12 protein-coding genes and 1 pseudogene are annotated in these 14,098 nt (G+C 62.2%); 5 read left to right on the top strand and 8 right to left on the bottom strand.

Features of this window, described 5'->3' with window-relative positions; translation table 11 throughout:
* Positions 1-24: 24 nt before the first annotated feature.
* Entirely contained in the window at positions 25-1,686 is a 1,662-nt protein-coding gene (locus tag GJ700_RS28290; protein ID WP_229507304.1) for a diguanylate cyclase, read from the top strand.
* Between the two features lie 29 nt (positions 1,687-1,715).
* On the opposite strand, the gene GJ700_RS28285 is transcribed toward GJ700_RS28290, so the two are convergent.
* From GJ700_RS28285 to GJ700_RS28255, 7 genes are all read right to left on the bottom strand, one after another.
* Positions 1,716-2,891, bottom strand: a complete 1,176-nt coding sequence (locus GJ700_RS28285; protein WP_154380351.1) for an FAD-dependent oxidoreductase — start codon at positions 2,889-2,891, stop codon at positions 1,716-1,718.
* Positions 2,892-2,903: 12 nt separating this feature from the next.
* The gene (locus GJ700_RS28280; RefSeq protein ID WP_154380348.1) at positions 2,904-4,673 is read right to left on the bottom strand and encodes a flavin monoamine oxidase family protein; all 1,770 of its coding nucleotides are present in this window, start codon (positions 4,671-4,673) and stop codon (positions 2,904-2,906) included.
* A gap of 79 nt (positions 4,674-4,752) precedes the next feature.
* Complete coding sequence (locus GJ700_RS28275) at positions 4,753-6,405, bottom strand: methyl-accepting chemotaxis protein (protein WP_154380346.1); 1,653 nt, start codon at positions 6,403-6,405, stop codon at positions 4,753-4,755.
* A gap of 48 nt (positions 6,406-6,453) precedes the next feature.
* Complete coding sequence (locus tag GJ700_RS28270; RefSeq protein WP_154380344.1) at positions 6,454-6,909, bottom strand: cache domain-containing protein; 456 nt, start codon at positions 6,907-6,909, stop codon at positions 6,454-6,456.
* Positions 6,910-7,170: 261 nt separating this feature from the next.
* Positions 7,171-7,812 carry a maleylacetoacetate isomerase gene (maiA, locus tag GJ700_RS28265; protein ID WP_154380342.1) on the bottom strand — a complete coding sequence of 214 codons (642 nt, stop codon included), beginning with the start codon at positions 7,810-7,812 and terminating at the stop codon, positions 7,171-7,173.
* Position 7,813: 1 nt separating this feature from the next.
* Positions 7,814-8,836, bottom strand: a complete 1,023-nt coding sequence (locus GJ700_RS28260; protein WP_154380340.1) for a fumarylacetoacetate hydrolase family protein — start codon at positions 8,834-8,836, stop codon at positions 7,814-7,816.
* Positions 8,833-9,378, bottom strand: a complete 546-nt coding sequence (locus GJ700_RS28255; protein ID WP_154380338.1) for a VOC family protein — start codon at positions 9,376-9,378, stop codon at positions 8,833-8,835. Before GJ700_RS28255 ends, GJ700_RS28260 begins: the two co-directional genes overlap by 4 nt.
* Positions 9,379-9,480: 102 nt before the next feature.
* On the opposite strand from GJ700_RS28255, the gene GJ700_RS28250 reads away from it, so the two are divergent.
* The 3 genes from GJ700_RS28250 (at position 9,481) to GJ700_RS28240 (ending at position 11,763) form a co-directional block, all read left to right on the top strand.
* Positions 9,481-10,389, top strand: a complete 909-nt coding sequence (locus GJ700_RS28250) for a LysR family transcriptional regulator (protein ID WP_154380336.1) — start codon at positions 9,481-9,483, stop codon at positions 10,387-10,389.
* A gap of 100 nt (positions 10,390-10,489) precedes the next feature.
* The gene (locus GJ700_RS28245) at positions 10,490-11,101 is read left to right on the top strand and encodes an FMN-dependent NADH-azoreductase (RefSeq protein ID WP_154380334.1); all 612 of its coding nucleotides are present in this window, start codon (positions 10,490-10,492) and stop codon (positions 11,099-11,101) included.
* 80 nt (positions 11,102-11,181) lie between these two features.
* Entirely contained in the window at positions 11,182-11,763 is a 582-nt protein-coding gene (locus tag GJ700_RS28240) for a gamma-glutamylcyclotransferase (RefSeq protein ID WP_154380332.1), read from the top strand.
* Here the strand turns inward: GJ700_RS28240 and GJ700_RS28235 are convergent.
* Positions 11,760-12,890: a PA0069 family radical SAM protein gene (locus tag GJ700_RS28235; protein WP_154380330.1), complete on the bottom strand. Its 1,131-nt coding sequence runs from the start codon at positions 12,888-12,890 to the stop codon at positions 11,760-11,762. The two genes, GJ700_RS28240 and GJ700_RS28235, sit on opposite strands and share 4 nt — an antisense overlap.
* A gap of 171 nt (positions 12,891-13,061) precedes the next feature.
* Between GJ700_RS28235 and GJ700_RS36320 the strand changes: the two are divergent.
* Positions 13,062-14,096: pseudogene (locus GJ700_RS36320) on the top strand (MCP four helix bundle domain-containing protein); the annotation flags it as partial.
* Positions 14,097-14,098: the final 2 nt, after the last annotated feature.

The following is a 14,098-nucleotide window of genomic DNA, read 5'->3' as shown; positions in this document are numbered from 1 at the left end:
AGATCACCGCGTAGCCTGCCGCGCATGGTGCAATTCGCCTGCGTCCTGCTGTTGATGCTGGCGCAAGCCGGCCATGCCGCGGCGGCCGGCGAAGAACGCAAGGTACTGGTGCTGTATTCGATGGGGTCGGATACCACGTCGCCATGGCAACGGCTGGTCCACAAGGGGCTGTACGACGAGCTGGAAAAAAAAGAATGGGGCGACGTACCGACGATTTTTGAAGAGCACTTCGACGCCACCCGCGTTGGCAGGCAGCCGGCGCTGGACAGCATGGCCCCTTACCTGCGCACCAAGTATGCACAGGTCAAGCTGGACGCCGTGGTCACGGAAAACAACCTGGCCGCCACCTTCCTCAACAGCCACCCCGACCTGTTCCCCGGCGTGCGCCGCTACTACGTCAACCATGGCCGCAAGGGCTGGCGTCCCCGCGATGGCGAAGCGCTGGAAGTGCCGCACGACTATGGCCGCATGCTGGGCGTGATCACGCGCGTGGCGCCGTCGACCAGGCGCATCGTGGTGGTGGGCGACAAGACACCGCGCGTGCAGGAATGGATCGCCGGTGCGCGCGAGGCGGCCCGTTCGTATGGCGAGCGGCTGCAAATGGAATACTGGGATAACCAGAGTTTCGACGACCTGTACCGCCGCGCCTCGCTGCTGCGGGGCGGCACGGCGATCCTGATGTTCGCCACCTATGCCGACAGCACGGGCAGCGCGGCGCTGCCGTCCGACATCGCGCGCAAGCTGGCCGGCGTCGCGCAGGTGCCGATCTTCACCCACGTGGAATCGCTGATCGTGCCGGGTGTCGCTGGCGGCTATGTGCTGAGCGGCGAAGCGATCGGCCGCACCGTGGCCCAGGTGCTGCAGGGCCAGCAGGCCGACATGAGCAACGTTCAGCGCTACGTGTTCGATTACCGCAGTATCGAGCGCCATGGCCTGATGCATATTCCGCAGGGGGCGCTGATCCTGAACCGTCCGCAGGGCACGTGGGAACAGTACCGCTGGCAAATCCTGCTGGGCGTGGGTGTGGTCCTGGCCGAAGGCGTGCTGATTGCCGCGCTGGTGGTGGCCCTGCGCGCGCGCCGCCGCGCCATGCACACGCTGAACGCGGAGCGCAACAACCTGGAAGACCGGGTGCTGCAGCGCACGCTGGAACTGTTGATGGCCAATACCAAGCTGGACCAGCTGGCCACCACGGACCCGCTGACGGGCATCGCCAACCGCCGCCGGATGACGGAGCACATCGGCAAGGAACTGGAACGGGTACGGCGGCTGCGCCACCCGCTGGCGCTGATGATGGTCGACATCGACCACTTCAAGCGCATCAACGATACCTATGGCCACGACGCGGGCGACCGGGCCATCGTCGCGGTGGCCCATATGCTGACCGGCGACCTGCGCGCGATCGACCTGGTGGGACGCTTCGCCGGCGAGGAATTCGTGCTGCTGATGCCGGAAACCGACCTGGAAACCGCCGGCCACGCGGCAGAGCGGCTGCGCGAAGCGGCATCGCGGCTGGTGGTGGAAGTCGACGGCGGCCTGACCATCGCGCTGACCATCAGCGTGGGCGTGGCCGCGTCGCGCCCGCAGCAGGCGCCGGATACCGCGTCGTCGCTGCTGGTGCGGGCGGACAAGGCGCTGCACCGCGCCAAGCAGGAAGGCCGCGACCGGGTGGTGCTGGAAGCGTAATCCGCCGCCGCCCGGCCCCGATGCGGAATTCAGGCCTTGATAATGCCCTCCCGCTTGATGCTGAACTCGCTGATGTCGTACGGCGTCTTGCCGGTGGTCGCCAGTTGCATCAGGATGCGCCCGAACAGCGGCGTGAACTTGAACGCCCGGCCGGAGTCGCCCGACAGCACCGCGACATTGGGGTAGCCCGGCAAGGTGTCCAGGATCATCTGGCCATCCGCGCTCATGGTGTACAGGCAGGTGGCCGCGTCGTGCGGCGTCGGATCGACGCCCCGGAAGCGGGTCACGAGAAAATCGCCGATCTGCTTGAGGGTGCGCGGGTCCGGTTGATAGCTGCACTGGCTGGGATCGGTGTAGTGCTGGTTCGAGAATTCGCACGACGCCTTGATGTAGCCGGGCCGCTCCAGCGGCGGGAAACCGTAGAACTGCAGCGGCTTTTGCTCGCTGTCCTCGCCGAACTCGAACCACATCGGCCACGGCAGCGACGGATCGACGCGGAAGTACGCCACGTTCATCTGCCAGATGCTCAGGTTGAGCTGAATCCCGAATGGCGCGAACACCTGGTTCGACCACGCGCTGGGCGCCATGATCAGGCTGCTGGCGGTGAAACGCCCCCTGGGGGTGTCGATGGTGTAGCTCTGCGCCCCCGGCTTCGGATCGACCACGCGCGCCGGACATTCGGACAGCAGCGTCGCGCCTTTTTTGATCGCGAAATCGTGGAAGGTGCGCAGCGATTGCTGCACTTCCGTGGTCGCGCTGCTGGCCTGGTTCAAGCCCCAGTAGCCGTCCGGCAGCTCGCGGAACATCGGATAGTTTTCAAACAGGCCGGCGCGGTCGTATTGCTGGAACGGGATGCCCAGCGCCGTCATGGTTTCCTGGCACTGCAGCAATCCGCCCTCGGCCGACGCTTCCGTGTTCTTGCCGTAAAACAAAAGGCCGTTGCGCTTGAGCAGCTGGACGCCGGTATCCTGCTCGATCTCGTTCCACAGCGCCAGCGAACTTTCCGCCAGCATCGCCGAATTCGGCTCGGAATACATCACGCGGAACATGCGCGAATAACCGTCCGAACTGCCCTTGTCGTTATAGAACACGTTTTTCTCGAACAGCACGGTCTTCTTGCCGGCCGCCGCCGCGTAATACGCGGCCGACAGGCCGATGGTGCCGCCGCCGATGATGGCGACGTCGTAATGGTTGTCCTGGTCCATGCGGGTCTCCGGTCAGAATGCGTTGGGCGTATCGCGCAGCAAATAGGTTTTGAAGGGTTCGTCGTCGCCAGGCTTGACCGGTGGTGGCGTCAGCAGCGGATACAGGTCCGGCAAGCCGGCAATGCGGGGCACGCCGAATTTATCCTCCAGCACCGACTCGGCCGTGCACAGCGCGCCTTCCACCCAGCCCTGCTGGTTCGAATAGGCTTCGCCGCAAATGAAGACCGGCCAGTCCGGCAGCGGCTGGCGCACGCTGCGCATCACGTCCGACGCCTTGTAGTGCGCGGCCCAGGCATGGAAGCCGGCGCCGTACGGTGCTTGCGTCCAGTCCTGGTAGTAGGCGCCCACGCGCTCGGACGGTTCCGGCTCCTTGCCATCGACCTTGAACGATTTTTTCAGCATGCCTTCGGCCATGCGGCACATGCTTTCCGGCGCCGGCGCGCCGCCTTTGGCCGCGGTCATCGACCACGATGGCGGCAGCGCGTGCACCTTGCCGCGCTCCAGCACCGACCAGAAGCTGGCGCCCTGCATGTCGCAGTACGATGCCAGCAGCAGCGCGCGCTGGTCGCCGGGTGCGCCGCCGTGTTCGGCCTCGGTGCCGAAATCGTACGTCATGCGCAGTGGCATGTCGGTGATGGTGGGGCCGCGGTAAAACAGTTCCGGATCCCACCAGCGCTTTTCGTACGCCATGAATAATTTGTAGGCCGGCTGCAACAGCACCGACTGGATATTCCACTGCACCGGCGCCGCATTGAAGAACGGCGTGTCCTGGTCCAGCAATTCCAGGCTGTGGCGCGGCATGGCCAGCACCAGGTACGACGTGCTGAAACGGCCGCGCAGGCTGGCGTCGGCGGTTGCCGCCACTTCGCCGGTCAGGCGCCCGCCGGCGTCGCGGTCGAAGCGCACCAGGCGCGTGCCGCCATAGATGGGCACCGGCGCGGGACCTTGCGTGATGCGTTGCGCCAGGGTCGCCGGCAGCGTGTGGAAACCGTCCTTGAAGCACAGGTATTTGGGGGTGACGGAGAAGTCCGTCAGCATGTAAGGCATGGCTTCGGCCGCGTTCCAGTTGATGGTGTTGGAGTTGTAGCCGCCGCCGTCCCAGCAGTAATCGTAGCCCTCGTTGCTCAGCACCTGGTACAGCAGGTTCCAGAACCCGACGTTATACAGGGCGGCATTGTCGTACACGCCGCTGGCGTCGCTGTAGCGGAAGTTTTCCTTCACCCACTGCCAGTTCGCGTCGGTATAGCTCAGCGCATCGGGACCGACCACCTTGGTGATGGCGTAATTGAACAATTCATTCGGCGTCTTCTTTTTTTCCGCGTCCTCGAGGTTGTACGGCACCGGTTCGCCGTTGCGGATGGCCGCCTCGTCCAGGCGCTCGCCGCGCAGCGTGAACTGGCTGTTGGCGGTCATGTCGAACGGGCCGATGTCGCCTTCCAGGTCCAGGTCCCTGATCACCAGGTTGAGCAACTGGTGGCTTTCCGTAAAGCGCATGCCGCCCAGTTCGGCCGGCACGTTGTCCATGCCATCGATGATGACACTGTCCAGCCGCCCGCCCACGCGGTCGCTGAACTCGACGATACCGATCTTCAGCCGCTTGTCCGGCCGCGCGTCGGCCAGCTTTTTCAACTGCGGGCTTTGCAAGCCGTCGTTTTGCAGGCGCCAGGCCGTGTACAGGCCGGCCATGCCGGCGCCCGCGATCAGCACGTCGAAGTCTTCGCCATTGGGAAGTAGCGCCTTGGATTTGATCGCCAATTCCGGAACGTGGCGGATTAAGCTCATGTTGCCTCCATGGTTGGTAGGGACGTAGAGAACCAGGGCGGGCCCGCATGGGCCGCCCCGGGTACAGCGGAAAGGGGAATTACGTTGCGGTCAGCCGTTGCCGCTGGCTGTCGCGGCCGGCGGACGGCTTGCCGCCCTGACGATTGCCGCGCGCGGCATGCAGCGGCGTGACGCTGGCCTTGTGGTCGCCGAGGTTGAAGACGCGCACGACGCGTTCCAGGCTGTCGGCCATTTCCTGCATGGACATTGCCGCCGCACTGGCTTGCTCGACCAGCGCGGCGTTCTGCTGCGTGCCCTCGTCCATCTGCGTGACGGTATGGCTGATCTGTTCGATGCCGCTGGTCTGCTCGCGGCTGGCATTGGCGATTTCACCCATGATGTCGGTCACCTTTTGCACGCTGGTGACGATCTCGCTCATGGTCTTGCCGGCTTCGCTGACCAGCTGGTTGCCCGCTTCGATCTTGGCCACCGACCCATCGATCAGGGATTTGATTTCCCGCGCCGCCGCCGCCGAACGCTGGGCCAGGTTGCGCACCTCGGTCGCCACCACGGCAAAACCCCGCCCCTGTTCGCCGGCGCGGGCCGCTTCGACCGCCGCGTTCAGCGCCAGGATATTGGTCTGGAACGCGATGCCATCGATGACACCGATGATGTCGACAATCCTGTAAGCCGATTCGTTGATCGCGCCCATGGTATCGACCACCTGCGCCACCACCGCCCCGCCCTTCACGGCGACTTCCGACGCCGACAGCGCCAGCTGGTTGGCGTCCTTCGCGCTACCCTCGTTTTCGTGCACGGTGCGGGTCAGGGCTTCCATCGAACGCACCGTTTCTTGCAGCGCACTGGCCTGCTCATCCGTGCGGCCGGCCAGTTCCTGGTTGCCGCTGGCGATCTGGCTCGATGCCGACGAAATCGTCTCGGTGCCGCTGCGCACTTCGCGCACCACATCCACCAGGTTCTGGTTCATCAGGCGCAGCGCCGCCATCAATTCACCGGTTTCATCCTTGGAATGGACTTCGATGGCGGACGACAAATCGCCCTCCGCCACGCGCTTGGCGACGGACACCGCGAAATCCAGCGGGCGCACGATGCCGGCCGTGATGGCGCGTGCCAGCAACAAGCCGATGACGACGGCCGCGGCGCCGATCGCAATCAACAGGTATTGCAGTTGTTGCGCCGAGCGCTCGCCGGCGTCGAGCACTTCGCGCTCCTCGTCCTTGTGCACCTTGACCAGCGCGTTGATCTCGCCCAGCAGTTGCAGGTACAGCGGATCGACTTTGCCGGCGATGATGCTGGTCGCCGCATCGGTATTGAACGCCAGGGCGGCCGTGATGGCGTCGGCGGTCGGCTTTTCCAGCGCCGCTTCCAGGCGCGCGATATTGGCAAACACTTTCTTGCCCTCTTCCGACACGCCCAGGGCGATCAGTTTGTCGCGCGCGGCGGCGGCGATTTTCGCCTGCTCGCGGATCTTGGCCTCTTCCTTGTTCATGGGCCCGACGTCGGTCTGGATACTGATGCTGCGGGCCGCCACCACGCCTTCCAGCTTGGCCGCCTTGAAGACATTGGTCAGCTCGAACTTGGCGCTGCTGACATTGATTTTCTCGCGCAGATCCCGGCGGTTTTTGCTGCTGACAGTGTCGTTAATGGCAATCAGCACCACCAGCAAGCCGAGCAGGACGCCGAAGCCGACTTTCAGGCGCGTTCCAATCTTTAAATCATTGAGATTCATCATTATCCGCTTTCAGAAAGTAAGCCACAGTCGACGCCTGCCCTGAATCCGTCAGGTTTTGTAGATACCCACGCTGATAATGAGGTTGTCGACTTTTTCCAGATAAGTCGATTTGTTTTCCACTTCCTTGGTGGTCTTGTTCGGCCATTTGTAATCGACCCAGCCTTTACCCTTGGCATTGGCGACGTCGATAAAGCCGCGCACCATCTGGAAACCCGACGCATCTTTCAAATCCAGCAAGTTTTTGCCGATTAATTTGGCGTTACCGCCATGCGCCACGCATTTGCCATCGAGGTCGTGGATAAACACGTACAAGTCGCCTTTGACGAACTGGCCGCTTGGATTGTTGACTTCGGTAAAGGTCTTCTCCGTGCCGTTCGATTTCATGAACGTCACGACTTTTTTCACCATCGCGATGGCTTCGTCCGCCGTTCCCCGCTCCGCGGCGGATGCGTTCAAGCCCAGAAACACCATGCTCATGACAAGCCAGCCAATCAGTTTTTTCATCGTCGTTCCTTATCCGTGAGGGAAAATGCGCCTGAAAAAAAATACGCCGCGCCCATGTTGTGAAAATGAAATTTCGCAGTAGCAAACATTACCCAAAATTAATAGATGATGTCAATAAACTGTGAACTTCCATGCGAAATAACAGGCGCGACTGACACTATCGTCAGGATTTCCCTATTACGAAATAATAGTAACCAACGACTTTTTAAAATAAACCCCGCGGAGTTATTCCGCGGGTGGAGGAAGATTTAAAGCGGGGATTTATTCCGCGTCCGGCTGGCGCGAAGGATGGGCGGCCTGGAAGGCAGGCAATTCGGAACAATTGGCGGCAATGCGCACGATCTGCGGATACGGCGCCAGGTCCACGCCAAAGCGCTGCGCATTGAACACTTGCGGCAACAGGACGCAATCGGCCAGCGATGGCGTATCGCCATGGCAGAACCGTCCCGCCTTGCCGTCGCCCAGCAGCGCTTCGAACGACGCCAGTCCCAGCTTCATCCACTGGTGCATCCACTCTGTCTTCGCCTCGTCCGAAATACCCAGGGTGCCCGTCAGGTATTTCAGCACGCGCAAATTCGACAACGGATGCGTGTCGCACGCGATGGTCTGCGCCAGCGCGCGCACGCGGGCACGGTCGGCGGGCGCGGCCGGCAACAGCGGCGTTTGCGGATGCACTTCTTCCAGGTATTCGATGATGGCCATCGATTGCGTGATGGTGGCACCGTCATCCTGCAAGGCCGGCACCAGCGCGGCGGGGTTGATGCCGCGGTACGGTTCGCCCAGTTGCTCGCCGCCGTTTTTCAGCAGGTGCACAGGCACCGCCTCATACGGCAGTCCCTTCAGGCCCAGCGCAATGCGGACGCGGTAAGCGGCCGAACTGCGGAAGTACGTGTAGAGTTTCATCTCAGCCCCGTTCGCGGTAGTGCGCCACCGTCTGGTCGATGACACCGAACACGGACGCGCCGGTGGCGTCGTTCATTTCGATGCGCACGGTATCGCCGAACTTCAGGAAGCCCGTTTGCGGCTTGCCGCCTTCAATGGTTTCATACATGCGTACCTCGGCCAGGCAGCAATAGCCCACGCCGCCATTGGCGATCGACGAGCCATGCAGGCTGCCCTGCTTGTTCGACACCGTGCCGGAACCAATGATGGTGCCCGCGCCCAGTTCACGCGTTTGCGCGGCGTGCGCCACCAGTTGCGCAAAGCTGAACGTCATGTCTTCGCCTGCATTCGGCTTGCCGAACGGCTGGCCGTTCAGTTGCACCAGCAGCGGCAAGTGCACCTTGTTGTCGGCCCAGGCGTCGCCCAGTTCGTCCGGCGTCACGGCCACCGGCGAAAACGCGCTGGCCGGCTTGGAATTGAAGAAGCCGAAGCCCTTGGCCAGTTCATTGGGAATCAGGTTACGCAGCGATACGTCGTTGACCAGCATGACGAGGCGGATCGCCTTCGCCGCCTCGTCCGGCGTGGCGCCCATCTTGACGTCGCCCGTCACCACGGCCACTTCCGCTTCCAGGTCGATGCCCCATTCTTCGGTCAGCGCGAAGATGTTGTCGCGCGGGCCCACGAAACTGTCGGAACCACCCTGGTACATCAACGGGTCCGTGTAGAACGAGGCCGGCACTTCCGCATTGCGGGCGCGGCGCACCAGTTCCACGTGGTTGATGTAGGCCGAACCGTCGGCCCACTGGTAGGCGCGCGGCAGCGGCGAATGGGCCGCGGTCTGGACGAACGGCTGCGCACCGGCCACCGTGCCGGCATTCAGTTGCGCGTACAGGTCCGCCAGTTGCGGCGCCGCGCTATCCCAGTTGTCCAGCGCCGCTTGCATGGTTGGCGCAATGGCGGCGGCGGAAACGTAGCGCGACAGGTCGCGGCTGACGATGACGAGGGCGCCGTCGCGGCTGCCGTTTTTCAGGGTGGCGAGTTTCATTGTGCGTTTCCTTCAGGTGCGGGTGCATGCATCCAGGCGGCGTGCTTGGGTGCGCGTTTGGTTTTGGACCACTCTTCGAGCATGTCCCATTTGACGTCGTCGAGCTTTTGCATCATTTCCGGCGTGCCCGTGTTGGCGGCCAGTTCCAGGCGGTGGCCGTTCGGGTCGAAGAAATAAATCGACTTGAAGATCGTGTGGTTGACGGGGCCCAGCACGTCGATGCCGGCCGCCACCAGGCGTTCCTTCGCGGCCAGCAATTCATCCATGCTGCCCACTTCCAGCGCCAGGTGCTGCACCCAGGCCGGGGTGTTGGTGTCGCGGCCCATTTCCGGCTGCGTCGGCAATTCGAAGAATGCCAGCACGTTGCCGTGGCCGGCGTCCAGGAACACGTGCATGTAGGGATCCGGCGCCTTGGTCGACGGCACTTCGTCTTCGGCGATGGCCAGCACGAAGTTCATGTTCAGGTGCTTGACGTACCACTCGACGGTTTCTTTCGCGTCCCTGCAGCGGTATGCCACATGGTGGATTTGCTTGATTTTCATGGTGGGGCCTCCTTGGTATGCAAGCATTAAACCGTGGATTCAGATATCATACAAACAGTATTTTTTAATCGATTTATTGGATTTTCTAATGAATCCCGCTATATGAATCCCACCTTACGCCAGATGCGCGCGCTGGTCGCCATTGCCCGCACCGGCAGCTTCACCCTGGCGGCCGAGCAATTGCACGTGACCCAGTCCGCCCTGAGCGGCCAGATCAAGGAACTCGAGCAAGTGCTGGGTGTCAAGGTCGTGGAGCGCAACACGCGGCGCGCCCAGCTGTCTGAAGTGGGACGCGACCTGTATCCGCTGTTCGACAAGATGCTGCAAGACCTCGATGGCGCCATGGCCGACATCGCCAGCCGCAAGGCGTTGAAAAAGGGCCTGGTGCGGGTGGCGGCGCCGCAAATGATGGCGTGCACGCTGTTGCCGGAAGCCATAGCCGCCTACCGCGCCACGCATCCGGAAGTGCAGGTGAAACTGGTCGACTGCCCCGTTGAAAATGTGTCGGGCCGCGTGTTTTCCGGCGAAGTGGATTTCGGCATCGGCCCGGAACGGGACCCGGCGGCGGAAATCGCGGCCCAGTTATTGTTCGACATGCCGTTCGTGCTGGTCTTTCCCGCCGGCCATCCGTTGCAGGGCCAGGACAAGGTCACGTGGGCCGACGTCGAGCGCTACCCGCTGATCGCGCTGCAGGGCCAGTTCACGGAGCGCTTGCTGCGCGACGTGCCGCTGCACCCGTTCAACGAAGTGACATTCATGACGACGGCGCTGGCCATGGTCAATGCCGGCCTGGGCGTGGCCGCCTGCATCCCCTATGCGGCGCCGATGGCCAGGCTGTATGGCTTGCAGATGCGTTTATTGCAAGAACCGGAGCTGACACGGCGCTTCTTTGTCTATACCAAGAGCACCCGCTCGCTGTCGCCGGCAGCGGAAAGTTTTGTGGCTTTTTTGTTGCAATTCATGGTGGGTCACGAATGGAACCGGGCTGGAACTGGTATGCTGAACAAGTGACAATTATCCCGCCAGTGGAATACAGCTTTCCATTTTTGGGCTTTGTTCGCGCGCAGTTGACGGTGTACCCTCCCCGCTCAACCCGGTAAATGGCCAGCTCATGAATATCCTGCACATCGATTCTGCCTGCCTTGGCGACAATTCCGCGTCGCGCCAGTTGACTGCCGCGATCGTCGATGCGCTCAGGGTGCGGCACTGGGATGCCAATGTCGCTTACCGCGACCTGGGCGCCAGCCAGTTGTCCCACGTGACGGGCCCCCTGCTGCAAGTGCTGCGCGGCCAGTGGAACAGCGCCATTCCGCTCAACGATGAGTTGCAGGGCGAAGTCATGCTGACGGAATTGCTGCTGGCCGAATTCATGGTGGCGGACGTCATCGTGCTGGGCGCGCCCGTGCTGACGCTGTCGGTGCCGTCCACGCTGAAAGCGTGGCTGGACCGTATCGTACTGGAACAGCGCACGTACACCGTGGCGCCGAACGGCCGCACCACGGGTTTGGCGAAGGGCAAGCGCGTCATTGTCGCCTCCACCCGGGGCGGGCCGACGCTGGCGGGCATGAATGAATACCACACGGGTTACCTGAAGGCCGTCTTCGCCATGGTCGGCATCACGGACGTGCACGTGCTGGAAGCGGACAACCTGGCGCAGGGCTCGGCCGCAAGGGAACAGGCCATCGAGGCGGCCATGCAGCAAGCCGCGCTGCTGGCCGCGTAGGGCGGCTTTTACAAAGCCGCCGTGCTTGCGCAGCCACCAGCGCTGCCGCACAGTACAATAAGTTTTTTGCCGCGAAGTCTATGTCCGCCAACACCATTGCCATCAACCAGCAAATGGACCATTTCGATGGCCACCACAGTGTCTGGGTGTTCGGTTACGGTTCCCTGATCTACAAAGCCGACTTCCCCTACATGCAGCGGCGCGCCGCCAGCATCACGGGCTGGTCGCGCCGGTTCTGGCAAGGGTCGCATGACCACCGTGGCACGCCCACGGCGCCCGGCCGGGTCGTCACGCTGATCCCCGACCACGGCGCCGTGTGCCACGGCATGGCGTACCTGGTGTCGCCGGACGTGTTTGCCCACCTCGATTACCGCGAAAAAAACGGTTACCTGCGGCGTGTCATCGACATCGCGTTCGAAGACGGTTCCGACGACATGGCCGAAGGCGTGGTCTACATTGCACGCGAAGATAATGGCGCGTTCCTGGGCCCCGCCAGCGAAGCGGAGATTGCGCTGCAAATTGCCGGCGCCACCGGTCCCAGCGGCCCCAACAGCGATTACCTGACGCATCTGGCCGTCGCACTGCGCGAGCTGGGCCAGGACGACGCGCATGTCTTCGCCATCGAACAGCACTTGCTGGAACTGCTGGCCGCCAAAGATTAAAACAAGTCCAGCTGCCCGTTCCCTTTGGTTGCCACGGCCGGCACCGACAACGGCCGCCGGAACCGCCCGGCGTCGAGCTGGCGGAAGCGGATCATGCGGCGCTCCAGCCCCAGCTTGCGCACGGTCTTTTCCACCCGCTGTTTGATCAGATCCGCCCACACGCCCTCGCCATGCATGCGCTTGCCGAACTCCGCCTGGTAATCCTTGCCGCCCCGCATGTCGCGGATGCGGTTCATCACGCGTTGCGCGCGGTCGGGGAAATGCGCTTCCAGCCATTGCTGGAACAGCGGATTCACTTCCCACGGCAGGCGCAGCACGATGTAATTCACGTGCAGCGCACCGGCCTCGCACGCCGCTTCGATGACCCTTTCGATATCCGGTTCCGTCACGAAGGGGATGATGGGCGCGATGCTGACGCCGACCGGAATCCCCGCGTCCGTTAGCGTGCGGATGGTGCGCAGGCGCCGGGCCGGCGCGGCGGCGCGGGGTTCCAGCGTGCGGGCAATGTCGCCATCGAGCGTGGTGATCGTGATGGCGGCCGATGCCAGCCTTTTGGCCGCCATATCGGACAGCAAATCGATATCGCGCTCGATCAGCGACGACTTGGTGATCAATCCCACCGGGTGGTCGCATTCGTGCAGCACTTCCAGCACGCGGCGCGTGATCTTCAGGCTGCGCTCGCACGGTTGATAGGCATCGGTATTGACGCCCAGCGCAATCGATTCCGGCACATATGACGGCTTCGCCAATTCCTGCCGCAGCAGCTCGGCGGCATTGACCTTGGCAACGATGCGGGTTTCGAAATCCAGCCCCGGCGACATGCCCAGGTAACTGTGCGACGGCCGGGCAAAGCAATAAATGCAGCCGTGTTCGCAGCCCCGGTAAGGATTCAGCGACACATTGAACGGGATGTCCGGCGAACTGTTACGGGTCAGGATGGACTTTGCCATCTCATCGGTGACGTGCGTCTTGAATACGCGCGGCTCGTCATCGCCATGGTCCCAGCCATCGTCGAACTGTTCGCGCCCATGCACTTCATGGCGCCCCTGCAGGTTGCTGACCGCGCCCCGCCCTTTCTGCGCCTGCGGCGGCCCGGGCAGCCACTGCGCGGTTTGCCATTCGTCCATGACAGCCTCGGAGTACTGTATATAAAAACAGTATTTTAAGCCGCCCCTCTGTTGGAAGCAAGCGTCAGTTACAACGAACTTTAGATAGATTCTTTCCAAGCGCAGGGCGCATAATGGCCTCGCGGTATTGATCCAAATCACCTGCTATTTAACTTTTTCCAAGGAATCCCCATGCTGAAGAATCTCAAGATTTCGGCCCGCCTGGGCCTGGGTTTCGGATGTGTCGTGGTGCTGCTGTTGCTGGTGTCCTCCATCAGTATTTCCCGCCTTGCCGCCAGCAATGAACTGACCCGGCAGATCCTGGAAGACCGGTATGCGAAATTCCTGTTACTGGAAGATGCCTTGAAAAATTCCATCGATAACGGCAGGCAGGTGCGCAATATCCTGCTGGCATCCAGTGATGCAGAAATAGAAAAGTTCCGCCGCGCTGCGGAAACCAACCGCGGTGAAATCAACGAGGATTTGAACAAACTGCAAAAAGTCATCGTCCTGGAAAAAGGCAAGGTGATGCTGAAAGATATTTTGGATAAACGCGCCGTGCTCGATACCAGGTATGACCAGTTTTATACGCTGGCCAGGACCGACCGCAAGGCCGCCATTGAATATGTGAAAAACGATTTCGCGCCGGCCAACGAAGCATTCTGGCAAGCGCTGGAAGCGTTGGGAAAGTTCCAGTCTGAACTGATGGACAAGTCCGGCGACGAAGTGGCGGCCAGCTATGACGCCACCCGCACGCTGGTGGTTTCCCTGGCGGCCGGCGCCGTGCTGCTGGCATTGCTGATCGCCTGGCAGATCACGATGGGCATCATCACCCCGCTGAAAACCGCCGTGCAGGTGGCGGAGCGGCTGGAAGCGGGCGACCTGGATATGCATATTGACGCCACTTCCAAGGATGAAACGGGACAGTTGCTCAACGCCATGCGCAACATGGTGGCCAAGCTGAACCAGGTCATCAATGGCCAGAAGCAAGCCATCGAAGCGGCCAACCGGGGCGACTTCGCGATGCGCGTCGACTTGAACGGCTTGCAAGGGTTCCAGAAAGAACTGGCCGATGGCTTGAACCAGTTGATGGCCACCACCGGCGCCAGCGTGTCCGACGTGGTGCGCGTGATGGGGGCGCTGTCCGAAGGCGACTTGTCAAAAACCATTACCAAGGAATACCAGGGCGCATTCGATGAATTGAAACGCTATGCCAACAATACCGTCGG

The sequence above is a fragment of the Pseudoduganella rivuli genome (genome assembly GCF_009674485.1).
Lineage (GTDB): Bacteria > Pseudomonadota > Gammaproteobacteria > Burkholderiales > Burkholderiaceae_D > Rugamonas > Rugamonas rivuli_B.
The sequence above is the reverse complement of the archived record's forward strand: the minus strand, read 5'-3'. Positions and strand labels throughout refer to the sequence as shown.

Excerpts from the sequence above, each read along its gene's own strand:
- GJ700_RS28250 (WP_154380336.1), top strand. The coding sequence starts at position 9,481 with ATGAATCCCACCTTACGCCAGATGCGCGCGCTGGTCGCCATTGCCCGC.
- maiA (WP_154380342.1), bottom strand. The coding sequence starts at position 7,812 with ATGAAACTCTACACGTACTTCCGCAGTTCGGCCGCTTACCGCGTCCGC.
- GJ700_RS28270 (WP_154380344.1), bottom strand. The coding sequence starts at position 6,909 with ATGAAAAAACTGATTGGCTGGCTTGTCATGAGCATGGTGTTTCTGGGC.
- GJ700_RS28245 (WP_154380334.1), top strand. The coding sequence starts at position 10,490 with ATGAATATCCTGCACATCGATTCTGCCTGCCTTGGCGACAATTCCGCG.
- GJ700_RS28290 (WP_229507304.1), top strand. The coding sequence starts at position 25 with ATGGTGCAATTCGCCTGCGTCCTGCTGTTGATGCTGGCGCAAGCCGGC.
- GJ700_RS28255 (WP_154380338.1), bottom strand. The coding sequence starts at position 9,378 with ATGAAAATCAAGCAAATCCACCATGTGGCATACCGCTGCAGGGACGCG.
- GJ700_RS28240 (WP_154380332.1), top strand. The coding sequence starts at position 11,182 with ATGTCCGCCAACACCATTGCCATCAACCAGCAAATGGACCATTTCGAT.
- GJ700_RS28285 (WP_154380351.1), bottom strand. The coding sequence starts at position 2,891 with ATGGACCAGGACAACCATTACGACGTCGCCATCATCGGCGGCGGCACC.
- GJ700_RS28280 (WP_154380348.1), bottom strand. The coding sequence starts at position 4,673 with ATGAGCTTAATCCGCCACGTTCCGGAATTGGCGATCAAATCCAAGGCG.
- GJ700_RS28235 (WP_154380330.1), bottom strand. The coding sequence starts at position 12,890 with ATGGACGAATGGCAAACCGCGCAGTGGCTGCCCGGGCCGCCGCAGGCG.
- GJ700_RS28275 (WP_154380346.1), bottom strand. The coding sequence starts at position 6,405 with ATGATGAATCTCAATGATTTAAAGATTGGAACGCGCCTGAAAGTCGGC.
- GJ700_RS28260 (WP_154380340.1), bottom strand. The coding sequence starts at position 8,836 with ATGAAACTCGCCACCCTGAAAAACGGCAGCCGCGACGGCGCCCTCGTC.